The sequence below is a fragment of the Pseudoruegeria aquimaris genome (assembly GCF_900172235.1).
Classification (GTDB): domain Bacteria; phylum Pseudomonadota; class Alphaproteobacteria; order Rhodobacterales; family Rhodobacteraceae; genus Pseudoruegeria; species Pseudoruegeria aquimaris.
The window spans coordinates 1-24,606 of the sequence record NZ_FWFQ01000036.1 but is presented as its reverse complement, the minus strand read 5'-3'; the positions used below and the strand labels follow the sequence as shown (position 1 = coordinate 24,606).

The window sequence follows — 24,606 nt, the reverse complement described above, 5'->3', positions numbered from 1 at the left end:
ACAGCGGCGAGATCACCGCCCATTCCGCATCGCTCACATCGTGTCTGCCCGTCATGCTCACCTCCGTTTCCGAAAGTGAATCATCACACCGCCAAAAACGGAATCCCGTTTATGAGTTCACGACCTAGTCCGTGGATTTCAGGCCCCGCGCCCCGCCCGGCACGACGCCATCCCCCATCAGTTCCTCGATGAACCCGGTCAGCAGCTGCGGGCGGCCATTGACCCCGGCCTTGCGGTAGATCGCATTGGTCTGCGCCTTCACCGTGCCTTCCGACGTGTTGCGGGCCTGCGCGATCTCGGCGGTGCTCATGCCCTTGATCGACAGCAGCGCCACGTCGCGCTCCGCCGGCGTGAGCCCCCACTCCTCGAAGCGCTCCTCCAGCACCTCCTGGAACGCGCCCGAGGCAAGGCGCAACTGGCTTTCCGCATGCCGCCCCCGGCGCAGGACTTCCCGAAAGGAGATCCAGCCGAGCCCCATCCCGAGCAGCAGGCCCAGGCCGGCCCCGATTTCCATGAACTCCCGCGTGCGCCAGCTGATCGGCTCGCTGCTCGTCCCGAACAGATCGATCAACGTGCCCCCGACGAAGAACACCGCACAGCCCGCCTGAAGGAGCAGGAGCCCCAGCAGGGCCCGGCCACCGGTTATCGCCTTCGGACGCTGCGGCACGGCTCAATCGTCCTCGTCATCGTCATCGTCGTCGTCATCTCCGCCGCCGCCGGAGCCGGAATTTCCGCCGCCCGACCCGGAACTGTCGTCATCATCGTCGTCATCGTCATCGTCATCGCGGTCGTCGTCGTCGCGGTCGTCATCGTCGTCGCGATCATCGTCGCGATCGTCATCGTCTCGGTCATCGCGGCGGTCGTCGTCGCGGTCATCGTCTTTGCGATCGTCCTCTTCGTCGCGGTCCCGGCCGCGATCCCGGTCTTCATCACCGCCCCGGCCCACAATCGAATCGCGCCCCCCCTCTTTCACGAGGTCGCGCAGGATCTCCCCCGTCCGGGGGTTCACGATGATCTCGCGTTCACGGCCCGGCGCGGTGGCCACGATACGCGTCCGGCCAAGAAGGGTGCGCCCGATGGAGATCCGGGTGTAGCCCATGCCTTTGAGCTGGTCCGTGATCTGCTCCACGGCCCCCGAGGCGTGGCCCCGCGTCGCCAGCAGCGCAAGGCCCCCGGCCAGGAATGTTCTGCGCAGCATGTTCATGCTCCCCACCTTTCAATGCCAAGGGCCCGCGCATCTCTGCACGGGCCGCCGGCCTCCGAGACGTCATGACCAAGAGGTATCAGTCGTCGTCCTCATCGTCATCCTCATCATCGTCGTCATCATCGTCGTCATCGTCGTCGTGGTCGTCATCATCGTCGTCGTGGTCGTCGTCACCATCATGGTCATCGTCGTCCCGATCATCGTCATGATCATCACGATCATCGTCGTCATCGTCATCGCGGTCGTCGTCGTCCTCACGGGAGCGGTCTCCGACGAAATCGCGATCCACGGTGCGGAACTTGAAGCCCTCGCCCCGGTCGTCGGCTTCCGCCGCCTCGGTCTCACGCTTGAGAAGGTCGCCCGAGAAGCGGTCATAGACGAGTTCGACGGTCTGGTTGCCTTTCGTCGCCTCGAACTTCATCTGCGTCAGGCCGCGCTTGATTTCGATCCGCTGGAAGCCCTGCGCCGTGAGATCCCGGACAACCCGGTCGCGGAGGCTTTCGGCCTGGGCCGCGGTGCCGACGAGGAGGAGCGCGGAGCCGGTGAGCAAAAGCTTTTTCATATCAAATCCCTTTCCTGTTTGCCGAGGCAACATGCCGTTCGGTGCCCACAGGGAAGGCGATGCGGCGGCTACAGGCCATCAGGCACGGGTTTAGACCCGGTGCCATAAACCAATGGCTGGGTGCAATAAACTGAGGTTTATGCGCGCTTCGCCCGCCGAAATGCACACGGCCGGCACTGCTGCGCGGTGCCGGCCGTGGTGTTCGGGTCATGAAAGGCGTTTGCGGCCCGGCGGGCCGTCAGTCCTTGGTTTCCATGTCGAAACCGAGCGCGCGGGCGACGGTGAAGATGTCTTTGTCGCCCCGGCCGCACATGTTCATGATGATGATGTGATCCTTGGGCAACTCGGGCGCGATCTTCATCACGTGGGCCAGCGCGTGGGAGGGCTCCAGCGCCGGGATGATGCCCTCCTGCGTGCAGCAGAACTGGAAGGCCTCCAGCGCTTCGGCATCCGTGATGGACACGTATTTGGCGCGGCCGATGTCGTGCAGCCAGCTGTGCTCCGGGCCGATGCCAGGATAGTCGAGCCCGGCCGAGATCGAGAAGCCTTCGAGGATCTGGCCATCGTCGTCCTGCAGCAGGTAGGTGCGGTTGCCGTGCAGCACGCCGGGGCGGCCGCCGGTGAGCGAAGCGCAGTGCTCCATCTTCTCGTTCACGCCCTTGCCGCCGGCCTCGACGCCGATGATGTTCACGCTCGGATCATCGAGGAAGGGGTAGAACAGGCCCATGGCGTTGGAGCCGCCGCCGATGGCGGCGATGATCGTATCGGGCAGGCGGCCTTCGCCTTCCTGCTCCTGGAGCTGCTGCTTGGCCTCCTTGCCGATGATGGCCTGGAAATCGCGCACCATCGCCGGATAGGGGTGGGGGCCGGCCACGGTGCCGATGCAGTAGAAGGTATCGCGCACGTTTGTCACCCAATCACGCAGCGCGTCGTTCATCGCGTCCTTCAGGGTGCCGCGGCCCGAAGTGACGGGCACGACTTCGGCGCCCAGCAGGCGCATGCGGAAGACGTTGGGCGCCTGGCGCTCCACGTCATGGGCGCCCATGTAGACGACGCATTTCAGCCCGAAGCGCGCGCAGACGGTGGCGGTGGCAACGCCGTGCTGGCCGGCGCCGGTTTCGGCTATGATACGGGTCTTGCCCATGCGGCGGGCGAGCAGGATCTGCCCCAGCACGTTGTTGATCTTGTGCGCGCCGGTGTGATTCAGCTCGTCGCGCTTGAGGTAGATCTTCGCGCCGCCGAGCGCTTCGGTCATCCGCTCGGCATAGTAGAGCGGGCTCGGCCGCCCGACGTAATGGGTCCAGAGATCGTCCATCTCCGCCCAGAAGCTCGCGTCCGTCTTGGCGTTCTCGTATTCAGCTTCCAGATCGAGGATCAGCGGCATCAGCGTTTCGGAGACGAACCGCCCGCCGAAATCGCCGAAACGGCCGTTCTCGTCGGGGCCGTTCATGAAGCTGTTGAAAAGATCGTCCGCCATCGCGCCTACTCCTGTCAGATCCCAGCCGGGTTTAACGGCAATATGGCACCTGGTAAAGCGAGCGCCAGTGCGAAATCGCCTCAGGGATTGGCGGCGGCGAGAAAGCGGCGGATCAGTGTGGGATCTTTCACGCCGGGCGCGCTTTCCACGGCGGAGGACAGATCCACCTGCGTTGCGCCTGTGCGTCGAAGGGCCTCCGCCACATTGGTTTCGGTGAGCCCCCCTGCAAGCATCCACGGCGTCTGCCATTGCCGCCCCGCGATCAGATCCCAATCGAAGGTGGCGCCGTTGCCGCCGGGCAGATCCGCCCCCTTCGGCGGCTTGGCATCGACGAGGATCTGGTCGGCCACGGCCTCGTAGGGGGCGATCTTGTCCAGATCCCCGGCTTCGGCGATGCCGATGGCCTTCATCACCGGCAGGCCGAAGCGCGCGCGCACCTCGGCCACGCGCTCGGGGCTTTCACTCCCGTGCAACTGGAGCATCTCCAGCGGCACCTGCGCCACGAGATCGGCGAGGAAGGCATCGTCGGCATTCACCGTGAGCGCCACGCGCCTGACGCCTTCCGGCACCGTGGCGGCGAGCCCGGCGGCCTCGGAAAGGCTCACGTTGCGCGGGGATTTCGGGAAGAAGACGAAACCGACGTAGGCCGCCCCGGCCTGCGCCGCGGCGGCGATGTTGGCCGCATCCCGCAGCCCGCAGATTTTCACTTTGACGGTCATGGCGGCCTCAGCCTGCGGCCTTGCCATCCTCGAGCAGGGCCAGAACTTCATCCTCGGGCTTGGCCTTGGTCTCGCGCAGGCGTTCCACCTCGCGCGCCAGCCTGGCCTTCTCCCGCTTCTCCCGCGCCGCCTCGGCCCGGTGCTTGTGCTCGCGGAACCACTCCCAGACGAAGCCGATCAGCAGGCCGGCGACGATGCCGCCGAAGACGATGAGGAACAGGGGCAGCTGGATCGTGGCCTGCACACCGATCAGGCCGGCGATATCGTCGGTCAGCAGGTGCAGCGTGACGACCTGGCGGTTGGCGACGGCGATAGAGACGAGGACGATCGCGAGGATCGTGTAGAAAGCATACTTGAGGTAGCGCATGGGCTCAGGCTTTTCCGTTCAGTCGGTCGCGCAGGAGCTTGCCGGTCTTGAAGAAGGGAACGTGTTTCTCCTCGACTTCGACCGATTCACCCGTGCGCGGGTTCCGCCCGATACGAGCATCCCGCTTCTTCACGGAGAAGGCGCCAAATCCGCGCAGTTCCACCCGATCGCCGCGCGCCATGGCGTTGATGATCTCTTCGAAGATCGTATTCACGATCCGCTCGACGTCCCGCTGGTAGAGATGCGGATTCTCGTCCGCGATTTTCTGGATCAGTTCCGAACGGATCATGCGTCCCCTCCTTGGCAGCCCTGAGGCAGCGCGTGCAGCTGACGCGCCGGTAGGGGTGACTATACGCGGAAATTCCGCCCCGAGAAACACTGGCATCGCGCTAAGCCACCAATTTCTTTCACGAAACCGGCGGAGTCGCGGAGCTTTGCCGATGCCGGGAGCGCTTTCGCGGCGGGAGTGGCAGGGCGCCTTGCCCCGGCGTCCACCGTGATTCGCCCTCCCCCGACGAAAAACGGCCCCGCTTTCGCGGAGCCGTTCAGCTTGTTCAGAGTGCCGGCTGGCCTCAGTTGTCGCCCTTGAGGGCGGCGCCGAGGATGTCGCCGAGCGAGGCACCGGAGTCGGAGGAACCGTACTGTTCCACGGCCTCTTTCTCTTCGGCGATCTCGCGGGCCTTGATGGAGAGGCCCAGGCGGCGCGACTTGCTGTCGATGTTGGTGACGCGCACGTCCACCTTGTCACCGACCTGGAAGCGCTCGGGGCGCTGCTCGGCACGGTCGCGGGAGAGATCGGAACGGCGGATGAAGGATTTCATGCCGTCGTAGGAGACCTCGATACCGCCATCTTCGATCGCGGTCACTTCCACGGTGATGATGGAGCCACGCTTCACGCCGTTCACGGCTTCGGCGAAGGGATCGCCTTCCAGCGCCTTCACGGAGAGCGAGATGCGCTCTTTCTCCACGTCCACCTCGGTGACGACGGCTTTCACCATGTCGCCCTTGCGGTAGTCGCCGATCACGTCTTCGCCACGGCCTTCCCAGGTCAGGTCGGAGAGGTGAACCATGCCGTCGATGTCGTTCTCGAGGCCGATGAACAGACCGAATTCGGTGATGTTCTTGACTTCGCCTTCGACCTCGGTGCCCACCGGGTGCGTCTCAGCGAAGACTTCCCACGGGTTGCGCATGGTCTGCTTGAGGCCGAGGGACACCCGGCGTTTCGCGGTGTCGATCTCGAGAACCATGACTTCCACTTCCTGGGAGGTGGAGACGATCTTGCCCGGGTGGACGTTCTTCTTCGTCCAGGACATTTCGGACACGTGCACGAGGCCCTCGACGCCCGGCTCCAGCTCCACGAAGGCGCCGTAGTCGGTGATGTTGGTCACGCGGCCGGTGTGCACGCTTTCCAGCGGGTACTTGGCTTCAACGGCGTTCCACGGATCGTCCTGCAGCTGTTTCATGCCGAGGGAGATACGGTGGGTTTCCTTGTTGATCTTGATGACCTGAACCTTCACCGTCTCGCCGATCGAGAGGATCTCGGAGGGGTGGTTCACGCGGCGCCAGGCCATGTCGGTCACGTGCAGCAGGCCGTCAACGCCACCGAGGTCCACGAAGGCACCGTATTCGGTGATGTTCTTGACCACACCGTCAACCGCATCGCCTTCGGACAGCTTGCCGATGACTTCGGCGCGCTGCTCGGCGCGGGACTCTTCGAGGATCGCGCGGCGGGAAACGACGATGTTGCCGCGGCGACGGTCCATCTTGAGGATCTGGAACGGCTGCTTGAGGCCCATGAGCGGGCCGGCGTCGCGCACGGGGCGCACGTCGACTTGCGAGCCGGGCAGGAAGGCCACGGCGCCGCCGAGATCAACGGTGAAGCCGCCTTTGACGCGGCCGAAGATGGCGCCTTCGACGCGCTCTTCGTCGGCGTAGGCTTTCTCGAGGCGATCCCAGGCTTCTTCGCGGCGGGCTTTGTCACGGGAGATGACGGCTTCGCCACGGGCGTTCTCGACGCGGTCGAGATAGACTTCCACCTCGTCGCCGACGGCGATCTCGGGAGCTTCACCGGGGTTTGCGAATTCTTTCAGATCAACGCGGCCTTCCATCTTGTAGCCGACGTCGATGATGGCCTGGCCGGCTTCGATCGCCAGCACCTTGCCTTTGACAACCGAACCTTCGTTCGGGGTGTCGATCTCGAAGCTTTCTGCGAGGAGGGCTTCGAATTCCTCCATGGATGCGTTTTGAGCCATGTGGTCTCAGGTTTCCTTTACTAGTGTTTTAGCTGGCCGCGCGGTTGTCTCCGCCGGTCTTTTTGGGTTTCAGTTGGTCCGCTGATGGACACCCCACATACAACAAGGGCCGGTGGTTGCCCGGCCCTGCTCGCGTTGTCTATGGCGTTGACCGCCCTTCTGGACAAGCGGGATATAGGGGGAATCACCCCTGCTGGCAAGGGCCTGCCCCGCTTATCCCCCTTGAAAGCATGGCCGCGCGCCGCCGATCGCTACAACAGGCCCTCCACGGCCCCGCTCCGAAAGCTCCACCTGATGCCTCAAACCACCTTCCACATCGAAGAGATCGCCGCGGAAGAGACGCTGGCCCTCCGGCAGGCCGTGCTCTGGCCCGATCATCCGCGCGGTTTCAGCCGGGTGGAGAACGACGCCGAGGCCCTGCACCTGGGCGGTTTCCTCGGCGCTCGGCTGATCGGCGTGATCTCCCTCTATGACGAAGGGGACAGCGCGCGGATCCGCAAGTTCGCCACCCTGCCCGAGGAGCAGGGCAAGGGCTACGGCAGCGCGCTCTTCTCGGAAGCGCTCGCAAGGGCGCAGGCCGCCGGCCACCGGCGCGTCTGGCTCTCGGGCCGCGAAACCGCCCGCGCCTTCTACGAAAAGCGGGGGTTTTCCGTGTTCGGCGCGCCCTACGAAAAGGAGGGCCTGCCCTATCGAGCGCTTGAACGGGATCTGACCACCGGGCTGTAGGATCGCCTCATCCCGGCAGCGCGGCCTCCACGGCGGCCACGGCCTTCGCCACCGCGTCCTCGATGCTCAGATCCGACGTATCCAGCAGGATGGCATCATCGGCCGGTTTCAGAGGAGCCTCGGCGCGGGAGGAATCCCGTTCGTCGCGCGCCCGCACGTCCGCAAGCACCTGCGCGAGAGACAGGGACGGGTCGGCCTGCTTCAGCTCGGCGAAGCGCCGGGCCGCGCGCACCTCGGCGGAGGCCGTGACGAAGAGCTTCACCTCGGCCTCGGGGCAGATCACGGTGCCGATGTCGCGCCCGTCCAGCACCGCCCCGCCCTCGCGCCGGGCGAAGCTGCGCTGGAACTCCACCAGGGCGGCGCGCACCTCGGGGATGACCGCCACCCGGCTGGCCGCTTCCGCCACGGCGGCGGTGCGCAGATCGTCGCGGGCCAGATCAGCGGGCGTCAGCGCCTGCGCCGCCGCGATCGGCGCCTCGCCGTCCAGCACACGCCGCCCGGTGGCGCGGTAGAGCAGCCCGGTATCGAGATGGGCGAAGCCGAAATGCGCCGCCACGGCCTTCGAGATCGTGCCTTTTCCGGCCGCCGCCGGCCCGTCGATTGCCACGGTGAACTGCACGGACGTTCCTTTCTGCTGCTGGAGCCTGTCATCTGATCGCGCCCCTTCCCTAAGCCCTGAGGCCGGCTGACGCCACACTCAATATCGACCCGCGCAATGCCGTGAAACCCGGCGCCGAACCTTCCACCGCCGCGCTGCCCGCGTCATCTGGCCCGCAAATGAAAAGGGCCGCCCGGATGGCAGCCCTTCGGATCGCGGTGGGAAGCCGGCGGGTCAGCCGGCCGTCCGCACGATATCCGCGCCCAGATCCGCCATCAGCGCTTCGAAGATCGGGAAGGAGGTGGCGATGGGCGCGCCGTCGTCCACGCTCACGGGATTCTCCGCTGCCATGCCGAGGCACATGAAGCTCATGGCGATCCGGTGATCCAGATGGCTTTCGCAGGTCGCGCCGCCCGGAACGTTGCCGTGGCCGCGCCCTTTCACGATCCACCAGTCCTCGCCTTCCTCGACCTCCACGCCGCAGGCGCGCAGGCCCTTGGCCATGGCGTCGATCCGGTCGCTCTCCTTCACGCGGAGTTCCTTCACGCCCTTCATCACCGTGTCGCCCTGCGCGAAGGCCGCCACGACGGAAAGAATGGGGTATTCGTCGATCATGCTCGCCGCGCGGGCCGGATCCACCTCGATGCCCTTCAGATCCGGCGAGAACTTCGCCCGCAGATCGGCGACGGGTTCGCCGCCCTCGAAGCGTTCATTCTCGTAGGTCAGGTCCGCGCCCATCTCACGCAGCGTGGTGAAGAGCCCGGCGCGGGTCGGGTTGAGCCCGATGTTGGGCACCAGCACGTCGGAGCCCTCCACGATCAGCGCGGCGCAGACGGGGAAGGCCGCCGAAGACGGATCGCGCGGCACGGCGATCACCTGCGGCTTCAGCTCGGGCTGGCCGGTGAGGGTGATCCTGCGCCCTTCGGGCACGTCTTCCACGGAGATCTCGGCCCCGAAGCCCGCCAGCATCCGCTCGGTGTGGTCGCGCGTCGCCTCGGCCTCGATCACGACGGTCTGCCCCGGCGCGTTCAGCCCGGCCAGCAGCACGGCGGATTTCACCTGCGCCGAGGGCATCGGCGTGGTGTAGGTGACGGGCACGGGGGTCTCCGCCCCCACGATCGTCATCGGCAGACGCCCCCCGGAACGCCCGTAGCTGCGCGCACCGAACAGCGCGATCGGATCCGTCACCCGCGCCATCGGGCGCTTGTTGAGCGAGGCGTCCCCGGTGAAGGTCGCCGTGATCGGCGTTGTGGCCATGGCGCCCATGATCAGGCGCACCCCGGTGCCGGAGTTGCCGCAATCGATCACGTTCTCGGGCTCGGCGAACCCGCCCACCCCCACGCCATGGACGCTCCAGTTGCCGCCGCCATGATCCACGACCTCCGCCCCGAAAGCGCGCATGGCCTTGGCGGTGTCCAGAACGTCCTCACCCTCCAGCAGGCCCGAGATCCGCGTCTCGCCCACCGAGAGCGCTCCGAGGATCAGCGAACGGTGGGAGATCGACTTGTCCCCCGGCACGCGCGCCTCGCCTTTCAGGGGGCCGCACTTGCGGGAGGTCATCGGAATGGGCGTGCCGTGGCCGGACATCTTCTATCCTTCGCGTTCGGAAATTCCCGCACCTGATAGCGCAACCGGTGGGGCCGGTCCACAGCCCTTTGCGCGCCGCGCTCAGGGCACGTAGCCGAGCCAGCGCTCCGGGTTGCGGCTGGCGATCCGGGTGAACATCTCCTCCCCCAGCACCTTGCGCAGACGGATCGAAACCGCCCGCTCCGACAGGGCCTCCTGGCGGGTCATGTAGAAATCCGATCCAAACAGCACCTTCTCCGCCAGCCCGGGCTTTTCAAGCAGCAGCGAAAGCAGGGGCGCATAGTCGTCGAAATTGAAGATCGTGTAGGAAATGTCTGTATAGAGATTGGGGAACGCGCCGCTCTCGATCATGTCCGAGATCAGCGTCACCCAGTTCTCGCGGCGGGCCTGAGGATCGTGCGGGTCGATCCCGTCGCACAGGTAGGTGCGCCAGTCGGCATCGCCGCCGAAATGGGCGAGGCAAATCCGCAGATCGGGATATTTCGCCATCACCGGCAGATAGGCCTCGGGGCTGGTGTATTCATCCGCCATCGCCTGGCTGATGCGCTTGCCCCGCACCCCTCCGCGCGAGCAATGGGTGATGATCGGCAGGTCGTGCTCAAGGCAGAACGGGTAAACCTCGTCCCGCAGAACCGGGTGGTTGGGATGGAAGCCGAGCTTCGGATAGAGCTTCACCCCCCGGAACCCCAGGTCCTCCACGCAGCGGCGCAGTTCCGCAAAGGCGCCCGGCCGGTCGGGAAACACCGTGGCGAAAGGGATCACCTGCGCCCCGTAGACGGGATCGCGCGCCACCTCAGCAAGCCCGTCGTGCTGGGCCGCGATGTCTTCCTCCACCGGGCCATGGCCTATCAGCGCCATGTCCATCGGCAGCACCACGAACCGGGTGTCGCGGGGATAATAGCGCACCACCTCCTTGAAGACCTCCAGCTGGCTCGTGCGCCCGCCGGTGCGGTGGAAGTTCTCCATCCGCACGAGCCAGTCATAGAGCGCCCCGCCCCGCACCAGCCCCACAAGCCAGCGCAGCACCTGCACCAGCCACGGAAACACGCGGAACAGATACACCGCCCGCACCGGGTAGTATTTCGGCGAATGGGCCGTGGTAAACGTGTGGACGTGGCAGTTGATCATGCGAAACTTCGCCATAAGCGGTCATACTCCAGCCGGAAATACCGCCATGATAGCAGGGATCACCCCCGCCACGCGCCACTTTGTTCCGAAAATATCCCGGGGTCCGGGGCAGAGCCCTGGCCCTGCCCTAGACGCGCCGGAACGTCAGGTAGTGCGGCGTGCGCCCTTCGCGCAGGGCCTTCTGCTCGTATCGGGTCGAGATCCAGTCGCCCCAGGGCTTGCGCCAATCCTCCGGCCCCTCGGCCAGCCACTCGAAATCGGGCCGCGTGGCCACCTGCTCCAGGGTCTGGCGCACGTAGTCGGGAATGTCCGTCGCCACGCGGAAGATCGCGCCGGGCTTCAGCACCCGCGAAAGGGGGTCGAGGTGCTCCGGCGTCACGAAGCGGCGGCGGTGATGGCGTTTCTTGGGCCAGGGGTCGGGGTAGAGCAGGAACGCGCGGGAGATGCTCGCATCGGGCAGCACGTCGAACATGTCGCGCACGTCGCCCGGATGCACCTTCACATTCTCCACCTCCGCCTTGCGGATCTTGCCCAGAAGCATCGCCACGCCGTTGATGAACGGTTCGCAGCCGATGAGGCCCACGTGGGGGTGCAGGGCCGCCTGGTGCACCATGTGCTCGCCGCCCCCGAACCCGATCTCCAGCCAGATCTCGCTCTTGCCGGGGAATACCTGCGCCAGATCCAGAGGGGTGCGCTCGGGGTTGTCTTCCCAGCTCACCGGCCCAGGCGAAAGCGCCGCGAGATCTTCCTCCAGGTAGGCCTTCTGGCTGTCGCGCAGCGTCTTGCCGCGAAAGCGGCCGTAGAAGTTGCGCCAGGGGGCGCCGGAAGGATGCTTGTCGTCGGACATGGAGAAAACCCCGTTTTTCGCGTGGCCCGCCGTTTGCACCCTTCCGCGCCTTGCGTCAAGCGCGGGCGCCGAAAGCGCGCATCGCGTAGATCAGCGGAATGCTCACCAGATACATGGTGATCCCGTAGACGGCGCCGGGAATGGCGAACTCGCCGATGCCGGCCTGCCCCGCGATCAGCCCCGCCACGGTGATGGCGACGGTGGCGTTCTGCACCCCCATCTCGATCGAGATGCAACGGGCGTCTCCCCCGCACAGCCCCAGCAGCCGCGCCAGCAGCAGGCCCAGCGCCAGCAGAAGAACGTTGAGCGTCACCAGCAGCGGCGCGAGATGGCCCACGTTGGCCACGAACAGCCCCCAGTTGGCTGCCAGCGCCCCCACCACGACGATCACGAACAGCACCAGCGCAACCCGTGAAAGCAACGGCTCGCCGCGCTCCGCAAGGCCCGGCGCCGCCCGGCGCAGCAGCAGCCCGAGGAACACCGGCACGGCAGTGATGGCGAACATCGTCACCGCGATCGCCGTGACATCGATTTCCGGGCCCGCCTCGCCCAGCAACCGCTGGGCCGACCACGCAACGAGCAAGGGCATCGTCAGCACCGCGAGCAGGCTCACCACCGCCGTCAGCGTGATGGAAAGCGCGACGTTGCCGGCCCCCATTTTGGTGAGCATGTTCGATGTCACCCCGCCGGGGCTGAAGCTCAGCAGCATCACGCCGAAGGCAAGCGCCGGCGGCAGCGAAAACACCGCCAGCAGCAACAGCGCGACGAGCGGCACCAGCACCATCTGCCCGAGGATTCCGACGATCACCGCCTTCGGCATCGTCAGGACCCGTCCGAAATCGGCGAAGGTCAGGCCGAAGCCCAGTGAAAACATGATGATGGCCAGCGAAAGCGGCAGGCCCACGTCGATCAGCATTGCATTCCTCCCCTGAATGTCAGGGGAGGTTAGCCGGGCTGGCACGATCCGCCAAACCTGTCGTTGCGGCAGGGGCCGGAAGCGGCCCGCTCACCCCTCCGTCAGAGGGCGGATTTCAGAGCGTCCACGAGATCGGTCTTTTCCCAGCTGAAGCCGCCGTCTGCCTCCGGCGCGCGGCCGAAGTGCCCGTAGGCGGCGGTGCGCTGGTAGATCGGCTTGTTGAGCTGGAGGTGCGTGCGGATGCCGCGCGGCGTCAGGCTCATCACCTGGCCGATGGCCGCCTCGATGGAGGCATCGTCCACTTCGCCGGTGTCATGGGTGTTGACGTAGATCGACTGCGGCTCCGCCACGCCGATGGCGTAGGAAAGCTGCACCGTGCAGCGCTTCGCGAGGCCCGCGGCCACGACGTTCTTGGCCAGGTAGCGCGCGGCGTAGGCCGCGGAGCGGTCCACCTTGGTCGGATCCTTGCCGGAGAACGCCCCGCCGCCGTGCGGAGCGGCGCCGCCGTAGGTGTCCACGATGATCTTGCGCCCGGTCAGCCCGGCATCGCCGTCCGGGCCGCCGATCACGAATTTGCCCGTCGGGTTCACGTGCCAGACGGTCTCGGCCGTCAGCCAGCCCTCGGGCAGGGTTTCGCGGATGTAGGGCTCCACGATGGCGCGCACGTCGGCGCTGCTCAGATCTTCCTTCAGGTGCTGGGTGGACAGCACCACCGAGCTCACGCCCACGGGCTTGCCATCGACGTAGCGCACCGAAAGCTGGGATTTCGCATCCGGGCCCAGGTAGGGCTCGGTGCCGTTCTTGCGCACCTCGGCGAGGCGGCGCAGCACGGCATGGGCATAGAGGATCGGGGCGGGCATCAGCTCGGGCGTCTCATCCGTCGCGTAGCCGAACATGATCCCCTGATCGCCGGCGCCTTCATCCTTGTCTTCCGCCGCATCCACGCCCTGGGCGATATGGGCGGACTGCTCATGGAGCAGGTTGGTGATCTCGACCGTCTCCCAGTGGAACTTGTCCTGCTCGTAGCCGATGTCGCGGATGCACTCGCGCGCGATGGACTCGATCCGGCCCATGTATTCGGTCAGCTTGTCCTTGTCGCTCAGGCCCACTTCCCCGCCGATCACCACGCGGTCGGTCGTCGCGAAGGTCTCGCAGGCCACGCGGGCCTCGGGTTCTTCCGACAGGAAGGCATCCAGAACGGCATACGAGATCCGGTCACAGACCTTGTCCGGGTGCCCCTCCGAAACCGATTCAGAGGTGAAGGTGTAGGTATTTAGGGACATGAAGGTGCTCCATTAGGGGGTATCCCGCCACGCCAGGAAGCCGTTGTGACGGTATGATTTCAAAGGCGATACCCGTTGCGCCCGCCGCGGTCAATGCGATTGGCCCCGCGCGACCCCACGGCGGCCAGCAGCAGCACCGCGAGCAGAAGGAACACCGGCGTATTGCCGAGCCGCGCATAGGCCGTCGGCGGCAGCACCGCGGGCAGCGGTGCATCGAGCGCGCCGGCCTCGCCGAGCGGCAGGGAAGCGAGGATCCGCCCCCGGCCGTCCACCACCGCCGAGATCCCGGTGTTGGCCGAGCGCACCACCGGCAGCCCCTGCTCTATAGCGCGCATCCGGGACTGATCGAGGTGCTGGTAGGGCATCGCCGACGTGCCGAACCACGCGTCATTGGTGATCTGCACGATCCAGTCCGCCCGTTCCGGCGCGCCGGCGACGTCGCGGGCGAAGCTGGCCTCGTAGCAGATCAGGGGCAGCACCTTGCCCAGCGCGCCCAGGTCCAGCACCCGCGGCCCCGGGCCGGCGCTGTAGCCGCCGCCTTCGTTGGCGGCCAGCCCGTGAATGCCGATCCGTGCGAAGAGATCGCCGAAAGGCACGTATTCCCCGAAGGGCACGAGATGCTGCTTGTCGTAGAGCGCGGCGATGCGGCCCTCGGGCGAGAGCACCGCGAGGCTGTTGAAATACCGCGCGCCCTCCCGCCGCTGCGCCCCGAAGATCAGCGGCGCCTGCGCGGCGGCGGCCATATGGGCATAGGCGGGGCTGTCTTCCTCCAGCCAGTAGGCGAAGGAGGTCTCGGGCCAGATCACCACGTCGGGCCTGCCCTCCCCGCCGGCGCTGAGGCTGAGCTGGCGGCGGAAGAACATGGTGATGAACTCGGGATCCCATTTCTGATGCTGGGGCGCGTTGGGCTGCACCACGCGCACCGTCAGCGCGCCGTCTTGCGGCGGCTCGGCGAGCCGGCCCGCGCCCCAGCCCCAGGCTCCCGCAAGGGCCATCACCACCGCCCCGGCGGCGGCAAGCCGCCCCCTGCCCCGAAACGTGAAAGGCAGGATCAGAACCGCATAGGTGAAAAGCGCAAGGCCGAAGGGGCCGGCCAGCGCGGCGAGCTGGGCCACGGGCGTGGGCAGCCAGATCATGCTGGCCGGGGCCCAGGGGAACCCGGTGAAGAGGTAGGCCCGTCCGATCTCCATCAAGGTCATCGCCGGCACCAGCGCCAGCAGCCGCGCGCGCGGGGCGCGCCCCAGAAGATAGGCCCCGCCATAGGCCGCGGCCCAGAACAGCGCGATTCCGCCGGCCATGAAGAACAGTGCGAAGGGCGCCATCCAGCCGTGCCGCGCCGCGTCCACGAAGAAGGGCTGGACGATCCAGAAATGCGTTCCGCCCACGTAGCCGAGCCCCGCCGCCCAGCCAAGCCACGCCGCATGGCGCGCCGAACGCGCGCGGCGGAGGCACAGCAGCGCGCCTGCGAGCGCCGGGAAGGCAAGATACCAGAGCGAGAGCGGCGCGTGGCCGGTTGCGCCCAGCAGGCCGAGCCCGAAGGCCATGGCAGGGAGCCGCCACCGCCCTTCGCCGCGGCGCAGGCCAGCCACCGGTTCAGCCTCGCTCACGGATCAGGCGCTCACGGCGTCAGGCACATGCACCCGCAGCCGCTTGATGCGGCGCGGATCGGCGTCCACGACCTCGAATTCCGGGCCATCCGGATGCACGACGACCTCGCCCCGCGCCGGGATCCGGCCCGTCAGCACGAAGACGAGGCCCCCGAGCGTGTCCACCTCTTCGTCGTCGATGGCGTCGGTCAGGCTGCGGTTGATCTCGGCCTCGAATTCTTCGAGCGGCGTCTTGGCCTCGGCAAGGTAGCAGCCCGGCTTTTCCTCGACCCAGAGCGTATCCTCGTCGATGTCGTGCTCGTCTTCGATCTCGCCGATCACCTGCTCGATCAGATCCTCGATCGTCACGAGACCGTCCACGCCGCCGTATTCGTCGATCACCAGCGCCATGTGGATCCGTTCCGTCTGCATCTTCTGCAGCAGAACGCCGATCGGCATCGATGGCGGCACGTAGAGCAGCTTGCGCACGATGGCGCGCAGATCCAGATCGCCGCCGCCGCCGTTGAACCCGTGCTTGAGCGCAAGATCCTTCAGGTTGACGAAGCCGATCGGCGTATCCAGCGTGCCCTCGTAGACGGGCAGCCGCGTGAAGCCGCTCTCCCGGAAGACCTCGATGAGCTCCGGCAGGCTGATGTCCTCCGGCACGGCGGTGATGTCGGCGGTCGGGATGGCCACGTCCTCCACGCGCATTCGCCGCAGGTTGAGCATCCCGGCGGCCGGTTGCGGGGCCGCAGCGGTTTGGCTCTCGGATTCGGTTCCGGTGTGTTCCGGGGGAGCAAGCGCGCTGATGATGCGGCCGAAAATTCCGCGTTCGCTGCCTGCTTCGGTCTCCTGCGCGCCAAGCGCTGCGCTAGAAGACCCGTCTGTGGTGTCGCCCATTTTCCCTTTCCAGATATGACAGGGGATCCATCCCCTAGGCTGAATATGGGTCAGGCAGACCCAGTTTCGCAAGTATCCGCACCTCGAGACCTTCCATCAGCGCCGCATCTGCATCGTCGATGTGATCATATCCCAACAGATGCAGCACCCCGTGCACGATCAGATGCGTCACATGGTCGGACATCGGCTTGCCGGCCTCTTCGGCCTCGCGCTGGCAGGTTTCGAAGGCGATGGCGATATCGCCCAGTTCAACCGGCATCCCGGGAAACTCCGGCTCCGGCGCCTCGGGCGTGCCTCCCGGCGCGTCGGCGACCCGCTCCTGCGCGGGCCAGCTCAGGACGTTCGTCGGGCGAGGCTTGTCACGGAACTCGGTGTTCAGGGCGGCGATGCGGGCGTCGTCGCAGCCCATCAGGCTGAGCTCCCAGCCCTCCGCATCGAAGCCGAGCAGCGCGAAGGTGGCGGCGGCGGCGGTTTCGGCCAGGGCAGCAAGCCCGAGGGCCTCCCAGCGCGGATCTTCGATCAGCACATCCAGTTGCACGCGGCCACACTCCTTCGCCTGCGGGTTTCGCCTGAGCGGTTCGCCACGCGCGAAACCACGAAACCCGGGCCGTCGCAAGGGACAATCGGCGCGCAGGCCGGAAGCAGGCAAGGCCGGGGCGGCGCCCTCAGCCCTGCTCGTCGGCCTCGTAGGCGTCGATGATCCTGGCCACCAGCGGGTGGCGCACCACGTCCTTGGCGGTGAAGTAGTTGAAGGAGATGCTTTCGACCCCGGCAAGGATGCGCTCGGCATCCCGCAGCCCGCTCATCACGCCGCGCGGCAGATCGACCTGGGAGCGATCCCCGGTGATGACCATGCGGCTGCCCTCGCCCAGGCGGGTGAGGAACATCTTCATCTGCATCGTGGTGGCGTTCTGCGCCTCGTCCAGCACGACGAAGGCGTTGGACAGCGTGCGCCCGCGCATGAAGGCCAGCGGCGCGATCTCGATGCGCTTTTCTTCCTTCAGCTTTTCCACCTGCTTGCCGGGCAGGAAATCGTTCAGCGCGTCGTAGAGCGGCTGCATGTAGGGATCGACCTTGTCCTCCATCGCGCCGGGCAGGAAGCCCAGCCGCTCGCCCGCCTCCACGGCGGGGCGGGAGAGGATGATCCGGTCCACGTGGCCGTTGATGAACATGTTCACGCCCACGGCCACGGCGAGATACGTCTTGCCGGTGCCGGCGGGGCCGATCCCGAAGGCCAGCTCGTTGTTGTAGAGCGCCTGCACGTAGGCTTTCTGCGCCTCGGTGCGCGGCTCGATCAGCTTCTTGCGGGTCTGGATCTCGACCTTGCCGCCCTTGAACATCTCAAGCTGGTCGCCGGCGCGCACGCCGGTGCCCTCGGCCGAGCCGCCCATGCGGATTTCACCGTCGATGTCGCCGGGCTCGACGCTGCGCCCCGCTTCGAGCCGCTGGTAGAGCGCCCCCAGCACCTCGGCGGCCTTCTCGCGGCTGTCGGCTTCGCCCATCAGGGCAAGCTGGTTGCCCCGGCGGATGATCTGCACCGAGAGCTGCTGTTCGATCTGGGCGAGGTTTCGGTCGAACTCCCCGCATAGATCAATCAGGACGCGATTGTCGGGGAATTCCAGAAGGGTTTCGTGAACGTCTTCCGATTTCGGCGGTGGGGTGAGCGCACTGATGCCCAAAAACGTCTCCGTTGGATAAAGCCTGCACAGCCATGGTGCACCCCATCCGCCTTCCACGCAAGCCGCCTGTTGCCAATCTTCACGAAACCGCCACGAAAAAGGCCGCCCCGGCCGGGGGCGGCCCGATTTCTGCGCAAGGGCGGCGGATCAGATCGGATCGGAGCCGCGCTTGTAGGGGCCGATCGCCGTGTTGGGCGGCGCGGCACCGGAGCACACGGGCTTGCCGTATTTGTCCAGCCGCTGGGAGAGGTACCCCTCGACGCCATCGTCGATGATCCAGTGGTCACAGCCGTTGGGATCGATCCAGATCCCCGCTTCCAGCTTGGAGAGATCGCCCGAATCCACGAAGCGGTCCACGCCGAGGTTCTGCTTGTCGCAGGCGGCAAGCGTGCCACCAAGTGCGAGAAGGAGGGTCACTTTTGCAAATTTCATCACTTCAACTCCCCTCAGCGGATGCACAGAACTTCGACGCGGCGGTTTTCCTTCCGCCCGGCCGCCGTGCTGTTGGATGCCTTCGGCTGGCGCTCGCCATACCAGCGGACATCGGCGATGCGCACCCCGGTGGACTGCGCCACGGCGGCGACCGATTTGGCGCGGCGTTCGGAGAGGCGCATGTTGTATTCGTCAATGGCGCGGCTGTCGGTGTGGCCCACGATGATGTAGGAGGTGGCGCCCGCGTTGCGGAAGAAGTTGGCGAGGCTTTGCCGGCCCGCGCTGCTGATCGCGCTGCGATCCGTGGCGAAGAGCGTGTCGGTGTTCATCACGGCGCAGGTGTTGACCTGCCGGCAGACCGGGGTTCCGTCACGGCGGACGTGGGGGCTCATGTAGCCTTCCCAGCCGTCGTCCATCACCCAGTGCTCGCAGCCGTCGGGATCGACCCAGATGGTAGGAACCTTTTTCTTTCCGGTAATCGTCCGGGCCTCCTGCGCGGCAACGTCCTGGGCCCCAATCCCAAGAGCCGCAACCGCCACAAGCGCACCCGCCAGTCTGGTCAGATGTTGAAACACGTCACTTGTCCTTCGCCAATCGTTTCAGGAGCTTACTGCGGAAGTGGGCACAGCGGCTCCCGTTAAATTATGACGAAGCTTAACAAATTTTTGCCACAAATGAATAAACTTTTCCTTGCGTCAGGCAATAGCAAGGAAACAATCCACAGCCCCAGCCGGGATTGTTCGCAGTTCGGGGCAACAATGCCAAGCCGCGCGCCCATTCGTTGACACGCGGGAAAAAGAGGCGATGTCAGGTCACGAGTTCACCAGCCAGCGAGTTGGGCTCGCTGCGGGTGATTCTCACCGGGCGGATGTCCCCCCGGGCCACGTCCGGCGCCTGAACGTGCACCGCGTGGAGATACTCTGACTTACCCACCATTTGACCATCCAGCCGGCCCGTCTTTTCGAAGAGCACGTTGACCGTCCGGCCTACCATCGACTCCTGCACCTCGCGCTGTTGCCGCACGATGAGCGCCTGTAGCTCCTGCAGGCGAAATGAGGCGACATCATCGTCGATTTGTGGCTTTTCTGCGGCAGGCGTGCCGGGCCGGGTGGAATACTTGAAGGAGAACGCCTGCCCGTAGCGCACCTCTTCCACGAGTGCCATCGTGTCGGCGAAATCCGCATCGGTCTCGCCGGGGAAGCCGACGATGAAATCGCCCGAGATCAGGATGTCGGGCCGCGCCGCGCGGATGCGTTCGATCAGGCGCAGGTAGCCTTCCGCCGTGTGCTTGCGGTTCATGGCTTTCAGGATTCGGTCCGAGCCCGACTGCACCGGCAGATGCAGATACGGCATGAGTTTTTCGCATTCACCGTGGGCGGCGATCAGATCGTCGCTCATGTCGTTGGGGTGGCTCGTGGTGAAGCGGATGCGCTCCAGCCCGTCGATCTCGTTCAGCGCCCAGATCAGGCGGGCCAGGCTCCAGTCGCCGCCCTCGCCCGCACCGTGGTAGGCGTTGACGTTCTGCCCCAGAAGGGTGATCTCGCGCACGCCGCGTTCCACCAGGTCGCGCGCCTCGGAAAGGATGCGATCGGCCGGGCGGCTCACCTCCGCCCCGCGCGTGTAGGGCACCACGCAGAAGGCGCAGAACTTGTCGCAACCTTCCTGCACGGTGAGAAAGGCCGTCGGCCCGCGCTGCGCCTTGGGGCGCGCCTTCAGGTGCTCGAACTTGTCTTCTTCCGGGAAATCCGTGTCGAGAGCCTTCTCGCCCGCGCGCGCCTTGGCTTCCATCGCCGGCAGGCGGTGGTAGCTCTGCGGGCCCACCACGAGATCCACCATCGGCTGACGCCGCATGATCTCCTCGCCCTCGGCCTGCGCCACGCAGCCCGCGACCCCGATCTTCAGATCGGGCTTTTCCGCCTTGAGCGGTTTGAAACGGCCCAGCTCCGAATAGATCTTCTCCGCCGCCTTCTCCCGGATGTGGCAGGTGTTGAGCAGGATCATGTCGGCGTCGTCCGGCGTATCGGTCGTCACGTAGCCCGAGGCGCCCAGCGTTTCGGCCATGCGTTCGCTGTCGTAGACGTTCATCTGACAGCCGTAGGTCTTGATGTAGAGCTTCTTGGGTGCGGACATGGATCGGGCCTTGCGGTTTTTCCGGTTCAGCCCGCGCTCCTACAGAAATCCGGAGCAGGCTGCAACGCTTGCATTGAACGGGGATTTGACGGACTTTGGCCCAAAATACAGGCCGGATCACCAAAGGGCGAACATGTTTTACCGCGACCTCAAGGATTTTCTGCGCGACGGGAAAGCCGCGCTGGCCAAGGGGCCGGTGGCGATGATCCTCGTGGAGGATCTCGTGGAAGTGGATACCACGATCCGCCACCACCAGAACGCGGGCTTCGCGCAGGTGCTGGTGTTTGCCCCCGACGAGCTCGTGCTCCCGCCCGAACTAGAAGAAACCGTGCACCGCATCCGCTACGACACCCATGCCGACGGCGCCACCCAGACGGCCGTGAACGCAGTGATCGCCGCGGCACCGGGAATCTGGCTCTACTACTGCTACAACGCCGAATATCTCTTCTACCCCTTCTCCGAGACCCGCAGCGTCGCCGAGATGCTGGCCTTCCACACCGAGGAACGGCGGGACGCGATGCTCTGCTACGTCGTCGATCTCTACGCCGGCGATCTCACCGAGCACCCCAACGCCGTATCGCTGGAAGACGCCTACCTCGACCGCTCCGGCTACTACGCGCTCGGCCGCTTCCGGGGCCGCGACAGCGAGCCGATGGAGCGGCAGCTGGATTTCTTCGGCGGGCTGCGCTGGCGTTTCGAGGAGCACGAGCCCTTCGAGCGCCGCCGGATCGACCGCATCGCCCTGTTCCGGGCCGCCCCCGGGCTGGAACTGCGCGAAGATCACACCTTCAACGACGAGGAATACAACACCTACGCCTGCCTCTGGCACCACAACCTCACCGCCGCGATCTGTTCGTTCCGCACCGCCAAGGCGCTGCGCAGCAACCCCGGCTCCCGCTTCGAGATCCACAATTTCCGCTGGCGCAACTCCACCCCCTTCGAGTGGCACAGCCAGCAGCTGATGGATCTGGGCCTGATGGAACCGGGGCAATGGTTCTGAGGGCGCGGACGCGCCGGCTCCGCTTCATCGCCCCACCTGCTTTACATCCCCGCCACAGCCGTTAGGCTCTGTCTCATCTGTCATGTGAGCACCCGGCGGGCCGCCGGCCTCACCCATTCACCCCCCAAGAAAATCGAAAGACTTCTGATGACCGAGATCAAATCGGGCGATACCGTCCGCATTCACTACAAGGGCACCCTGGAAGACGGGTCCGTCTTCGACTCCTCCGAGGGCCGCGACCCGCTGGAGTTCACCGTCGGCTCCGGCCAGATCATCCCCGGCCTCGACGAAGCCCTGCCCGGCATGGCCGTGGGCGAGACGAAATCCGTCACCATCGAGCCCGAGAAAGCCTACGGCCCGTCCCACGACGAAGCCCGCCAGGCCGTGCCGCGCGCCCAGATCCCGCCGGAGATCCCGCTGGAAGTCGGCATCCAGCTTCAGATGCAGACGCCCGACGGCCGCGCCATCCCGGTGACCGTCGTCGAGATCACCGAAGACAGCGTGACTCTGGATGCCAACCACCCGCTGGCCGGCAAGGCGCTGACCTTCGATTTCGAGATCGTCTCGATCAACTGAGCGCAGGCTCGATGCAGAAACGAAGACGGCGCCCGCGGGCGCCGTTTTTCATGGGGCCACGGCCCCGCCGATTCTTCGGATCCGCCTACTTGCGGCGCAGGCGGATCACCACGTCCACCTTGGCGATCTCCGCGCCTTCGGGCGCATCCGGCACCCGCGAGATTTCAAGCTGCTCCTTCGGGGCATCCGTGAGGCGGGCGCTGTCTTCCCAGTAGAAATGCGGGTGATCCGAGATGTTGGTATCGAAATAGCTCTTGGAGCCATCGACGGTGATCTCCCGCAGCAGCCCCGCATCGCAGAAGGCGCGCAACGTGTTGTAGACCGTCGCCAGCGAGACCTTCTCGCCCGCCTGGCGGGCGGCGTCGAAAAGGCTTTCCGCCGTGACATGGCGGTTCTGCCCGTCTCCGACGAGCAAAGCGGCCAGCGCCGTGCGTTGGCGCGTGGGGCGCAGGTCCGATGTGGCGAGCCAATCGGTGGCGCGGGTCTGGGCTTCGGTCATCATCCGTGGCGTTTCCGTCCTTGCATGCAGCCTTAGTATAAAGGGCGCAATTCCGCAGTTTCAAATGAAAATGAGTCGCGGCTTGCGCGGCGGCTCCCTTGCCCTCGGTCAAGCGGCGGTGCTAGAGGGGATCAAGATTAATGAGAACAACAGGCACAAGGGCTGCGGGAACAATGTCGGACTATCCGAACAGCTTTGACAAGGAAGATCTGCTGAAGTGCGCGCGCGGAGAGCTGTTTGGCGAGGGCAATGCCCAGCTGCCGGCCCCGCCGATGCTGATGATGGATCGCATCACCGAGATCAGCGGCGACGGCGGCGCGCACGGCAAGGGCCACGTGGTGGCGGAATTCGACATCACGCCGGACCTCTGGTTCTTCGACTGCCACTTCCCCGGCAACCCGATCATGCCGGGCTGCCTCGGCCTCGACGGCCTGTGGCAGCTCACCGGTTTCAACCTTGGCTGGCGCGGCTGGCAGGGGCGCGGCTACGCGCTCGGCGTGGGTGAGGTAAAGCTCACCGGCATGGTCCGCCCGGATCGCAAGATGCTCACCTACTACGTGGATTTCACCAAGGCCGTGCAGACGCGCCGCCTGACCATGGGCGTTGCCGACGGCCGCGTGGAGGCCGACGGCGAAGTGATCTACCAAGTCAAGGACATGAAGGTCGCCCTGTCGGCCAACTGACCCCGTCGCGAAAAGGAGTGCGCCATGCGCCGCGTCGTCATCACCGGGCTGGGGATCGTCTCGCCCATCGGCAACAACGTCACCGAAGTGCTCGAGTCGCTGAAGGCCGGCAGATCGGGGATCATCCGCGAGCAAACCTACGCGGAGAACGGCTTCCGCTCGCAGGTCGCCGGCATCCCGCAGATCGATCTGGCCGAGGCCATCGACAAGCGCCAGCTGCGCTTCATGGGGCCGGGTGCCGCCTACAACTACATCGCCATGGAACAGGCCGTCGCCGATTCCGGGCTCGAGGAAAACGAGGTGTCCAACGAGCGCACCGGGCTCATCATGGGCTCCGGCGGCCCGTCCACCTCCAACTTCTTCACCGCCCACAACATCGTGAAGGAGAAGGGCGCGCCCAAGCGCATGGGGCCGTTCATGGTCACGCGCTGCATGTCCTCCACCAACTCGGCCTGCCTTGCGACGCCCTTCAAGATCAAGGGCGTGAACTACTCGATCACCTCGGCCTGCTCGACCTCTGCCCACTGCATCGGCAACGGCGTGGAGCAGATCCAGCTCGGCAAGCAGGACATCATCTTCGCCGGCGGCGGCGAGGAAGTGGACTGGACGCTTTCGTGCCTGTTCGACGCCATGGGCGCGATGTCCTCCAAGTACAATGACGCGCCCGAAACCGCCTCCCGCCCCTTCGACGCCACCCGCGACGGTTTCGTGATCGCCGGCGGCGGCGGCGTCGTGGTGCTGGAAGAGCTGGAGCACGCGCTGGCGCGCGGCGCGAAGATCTACTGCGAAGTCACAGGCTACGGCGCCACCTCCGACGGCTACGACATGGTCGCCCCCTCCGGCGAAGGCGGCGAGCGCTCGATGAAGCTCGCGCTCTCCACGCTCGGCAAGGATCGCTCGGTGGACTACATCAACGCCCACGGCACCTCGACGCCCGCGGGCGACGTGACCGAGGTGGAAGCGGTGCGCCGCGTCTTCGGCGAGGGCAACACGCCGCCGATCGCCTCCACCAAGTCGCTCACCGGTCACAGCCTCGGCGCCACCGGCGTGCATGAGGCGATCTACTCGATCCTGATGATGGAGAACAACTTCATCGCGGCCTCCGCCAACGTCACCGAACTTGACCCGGCGCTGAAACCCGAAGAGATCGTGACCGAGCGCCGCGACAACGTGGAACTGGATACGGTGCTCTCCAACAGCTTCGGCTTCGGCGGCACCAACGCCACGCTGGTGATGTCCAAGTATCGCGGCTGACGCCGGCGCACGCCTTGCAGCCATCAAGGGGCCACCCAACCGGGCGGCCCCTTTTTTCATGGGCGGCAACCGGTTAGGTCGTGAACTCATAAACGGGATTCCGTTTTTGGCGGTGTGATGATTCACTTTCGGAAACGGAGGTGAGCATGACGGGCAGACACGATGTGAGCGATGCGGAATGGGCGGTGATCTCGCCGCTGT

At 65.9% G+C, this 24,606-nt stretch carries 27 protein-coding genes and 1 riboswitch; of the genes, 5 read left to right on the top strand and 22 right to left on the bottom strand.

Annotated elements, in window-relative coordinates; all coding sequences use genetic code 11:
- Positions 1-124 precede the first annotated feature (124 nt).
- The 8 genes from PSA7680_RS17165 to rpsA form a co-directional block, all read right to left on the bottom strand.
- Positions 125-667, bottom strand: a complete 543-nt coding sequence (locus PSA7680_RS17165; RefSeq protein WP_245824729.1) for a helix-turn-helix transcriptional regulator — start codon at positions 665-667, stop codon at positions 125-127.
- A 3-nt stretch (positions 668-670) separates the two neighbouring features.
- Complete coding sequence (locus PSA7680_RS18620; RefSeq protein WP_139838713.1) at positions 671-1,198, bottom strand: PepSY domain-containing protein; 528 nt, start codon at positions 1,196-1,198, stop codon at positions 671-673.
- An 85-nt stretch (positions 1,199-1,283) separates the two neighbouring features.
- Positions 1,284-1,766: a hypothetical protein gene (locus PSA7680_RS18800; RefSeq protein ID WP_176244176.1), complete on the bottom strand. Its 483-nt coding sequence runs from the start codon at positions 1,764-1,766 to the stop codon at positions 1,284-1,286.
- 238 nt (positions 1,767-2,004) lie between these two features.
- A complete protein-coding gene (gene trpB / locus PSA7680_RS17145; protein WP_085869906.1) occupies positions 2,005-3,243 on the bottom strand; it encodes a tryptophan synthase subunit beta in 1,239 nt (412 codons plus the stop codon).
- Positions 3,244-3,323: 80 nt separating this feature from the next.
- Positions 3,324-3,962: a phosphoribosylanthranilate isomerase gene (locus PSA7680_RS17140; RefSeq protein WP_085869912.1), complete on the bottom strand. Its 639-nt coding sequence runs from the start codon at positions 3,960-3,962 to the stop codon at positions 3,324-3,326.
- Between the two features lie 7 nt (positions 3,963-3,969).
- Positions 3,970-4,329: a LapA family protein gene (locus PSA7680_RS17135; RefSeq protein WP_085869905.1), complete on the bottom strand. Its 360-nt coding sequence runs from the start codon at positions 4,327-4,329 to the stop codon at positions 3,970-3,972.
- A gap of 4 nt (positions 4,330-4,333) precedes the next feature.
- Positions 4,334-4,618, bottom strand: a complete 285-nt coding sequence (gene ihfB / locus PSA7680_RS17130) for an integration host factor subunit beta (RefSeq protein WP_085869904.1) — start codon at positions 4,616-4,618, stop codon at positions 4,334-4,336.
- A gap of 283 nt (positions 4,619-4,901) precedes the next feature.
- Positions 4,902-6,581 carry a 30S ribosomal protein S1 gene (gene rpsA / locus PSA7680_RS17125; RefSeq protein WP_085869903.1) on the bottom strand — a complete coding sequence of 560 codons (1,680 nt, stop codon included), beginning with the start codon at positions 6,579-6,581 and terminating at the stop codon, positions 4,902-4,904.
- Positions 6,582-6,875: 294 nt separating this feature from the next.
- Here rpsA and PSA7680_RS17120 point away from each other — a divergent pair, with 294 nt between their 5' ends.
- Positions 6,876-7,307, top strand: coding sequence for a GNAT family N-acetyltransferase (locus PSA7680_RS17120; RefSeq protein ID WP_139838711.1), 432 nt, complete (start codon positions 6,876-6,878; stop codon positions 7,305-7,307).
- 7 nt (positions 7,308-7,314) lie between these two features.
- Here PSA7680_RS17120 and PSA7680_RS17115 read toward each other — a convergent pair whose 3' ends face one another.
- The 13 genes from PSA7680_RS17115 to miaB form a co-directional block, all read right to left on the bottom strand.
- Entirely contained in the window at positions 7,315-7,926 is a 612-nt protein-coding gene (locus PSA7680_RS17115) for a (d)CMP kinase (protein WP_085869901.1), read from the bottom strand.
- Between the two features lie 213 nt (positions 7,927-8,139).
- Entirely contained in the window at positions 8,140-9,492 is a 1,353-nt protein-coding gene (gene aroA, locus PSA7680_RS17110) for a 3-phosphoshikimate 1-carboxyvinyltransferase (RefSeq protein ID WP_085869900.1), read from the bottom strand.
- Positions 9,493-9,573: 81 nt separating this feature from the next.
- Positions 9,574-10,635 carry an amidohydrolase family protein gene (locus PSA7680_RS17105; protein WP_085869899.1) on the bottom strand — a complete coding sequence of 354 codons (1,062 nt, stop codon included), beginning with the start codon at positions 10,633-10,635 and terminating at the stop codon, positions 9,574-9,576.
- A 112-nt stretch (positions 10,636-10,747) separates the two neighbouring features.
- On the bottom strand, positions 10,748-11,467 hold the full coding sequence (trmB, locus tag PSA7680_RS17100; protein WP_085869898.1) for a tRNA (guanosine(46)-N7)-methyltransferase TrmB: 720 nt from the start codon (positions 11,465-11,467) through the stop codon (positions 10,748-10,750).
- Between the two features lie 55 nt (positions 11,468-11,522).
- Positions 11,523-12,383 (bottom strand): bile acid:sodium symporter family protein, encoded by an 861-nt coding sequence (locus PSA7680_RS17095; RefSeq protein ID WP_085869897.1) that lies wholly within the window; start codon positions 12,381-12,383, stop codon positions 11,523-11,525.
- A gap of 101 nt (positions 12,384-12,484) precedes the next feature.
- Positions 12,485-13,666 (bottom strand): methionine adenosyltransferase, encoded by a 1,182-nt coding sequence (gene metK / locus PSA7680_RS17090; RefSeq protein WP_085869896.1) that lies wholly within the window; start codon positions 13,664-13,666, stop codon positions 12,485-12,487.
- A gap of 5 nt (positions 13,667-13,671) precedes the next feature.
- A riboswitch (SAM-SAH riboswitch) is annotated at positions 13,672-13,721 on the bottom strand.
- Positions 13,722-13,725: 4 nt separating this feature from the next.
- Positions 13,726-15,210 (bottom strand): apolipoprotein N-acyltransferase, encoded by a 1,485-nt coding sequence (gene lnt / locus PSA7680_RS17085; protein ID WP_085869895.1) that lies wholly within the window; start codon positions 15,208-15,210, stop codon positions 13,726-13,728.
- A 66-nt stretch (positions 15,211-15,276) separates the two neighbouring features.
- Positions 15,277-16,152, bottom strand: a complete 876-nt coding sequence (locus PSA7680_RS17080; protein WP_085869894.1) for a hemolysin family protein — start codon at positions 16,150-16,152, stop codon at positions 15,277-15,279.
- Positions 16,153-16,186: 34 nt separating this feature from the next.
- A complete protein-coding gene (ybeY, locus tag PSA7680_RS17075) occupies positions 16,187-16,690 on the bottom strand; it encodes an rRNA maturation RNase YbeY (RefSeq protein ID WP_139838710.1) in 504 nt (167 codons plus the stop codon).
- Between the two features lie 127 nt (positions 16,691-16,817).
- Entirely contained in the window at positions 16,818-17,831 is a 1,014-nt protein-coding gene (locus PSA7680_RS17070) for a PhoH family protein (protein ID WP_085869893.1), read from the bottom strand.
- A gap of 147 nt (positions 17,832-17,978) precedes the next feature.
- Positions 17,979-18,263: a hypothetical protein gene (locus tag PSA7680_RS17065; RefSeq protein WP_085869892.1), complete on the bottom strand. Its 285-nt coding sequence runs from the start codon at positions 18,261-18,263 to the stop codon at positions 17,979-17,981.
- A 14-nt stretch (positions 18,264-18,277) separates the two neighbouring features.
- Positions 18,278-18,838, bottom strand: a complete 561-nt coding sequence (locus PSA7680_RS17060) for an OmpA family protein (protein WP_370738576.1) — start codon at positions 18,836-18,838, stop codon at positions 18,278-18,280.
- 232 nt (positions 18,839-19,070) lie between these two features.
- Positions 19,071-20,393 (bottom strand): tRNA (N6-isopentenyl adenosine(37)-C2)-methylthiotransferase MiaB, encoded by a 1,323-nt coding sequence (gene miaB / locus PSA7680_RS17055; RefSeq protein ID WP_085869891.1) that lies wholly within the window; start codon positions 20,391-20,393, stop codon positions 19,071-19,073.
- A 133-nt stretch (positions 20,394-20,526) separates the two neighbouring features.
- Between miaB and PSA7680_RS17050 the strand changes: the two genes are divergently transcribed.
- Positions 20,527-21,393 carry a hypothetical protein gene (locus tag PSA7680_RS17050; RefSeq protein WP_085869890.1) on the top strand — a complete coding sequence of 289 codons (867 nt, stop codon included), beginning with the start codon at positions 20,527-20,529 and terminating at the stop codon, positions 21,391-21,393.
- A gap of 147 nt (positions 21,394-21,540) precedes the next feature.
- A complete protein-coding gene (locus PSA7680_RS17045) occupies positions 21,541-21,969 on the top strand; it encodes an FKBP-type peptidyl-prolyl cis-trans isomerase (protein ID WP_085869889.1) in 429 nt (142 codons plus the stop codon).
- Positions 21,970-22,054: 85 nt separating this feature from the next.
- On the opposite strand, the gene irr is transcribed toward PSA7680_RS17045, so the two are convergent.
- On the bottom strand, positions 22,055-22,468 hold the full coding sequence (gene irr, locus PSA7680_RS17040) for a Fur family transcriptional regulator Irr (protein WP_085869909.1): 414 nt from the start codon (positions 22,466-22,468) through the stop codon (positions 22,055-22,057).
- Positions 22,469-22,641: 173 nt separating this feature from the next.
- Between irr and fabA the strand changes: the two genes are divergently transcribed.
- Positions 22,642-23,151 carry a bifunctional 3-hydroxydecanoyl-ACP dehydratase/trans-2-decenoyl-ACP isomerase gene (gene fabA, locus PSA7680_RS17035; RefSeq protein ID WP_085869888.1) on the top strand — a complete coding sequence of 170 codons (510 nt, stop codon included), beginning with the start codon at positions 22,642-22,644 and terminating at the stop codon, positions 23,149-23,151.
- Positions 23,152-23,175: 24 nt separating this feature from the next.
- A complete protein-coding gene (fabB, locus tag PSA7680_RS17030) occupies positions 23,176-24,405 on the top strand; it encodes a beta-ketoacyl-ACP synthase I (protein WP_085869887.1) in 1,230 nt (409 codons plus the stop codon).
- Positions 24,406-24,606: the final 201 nt, after the last annotated feature.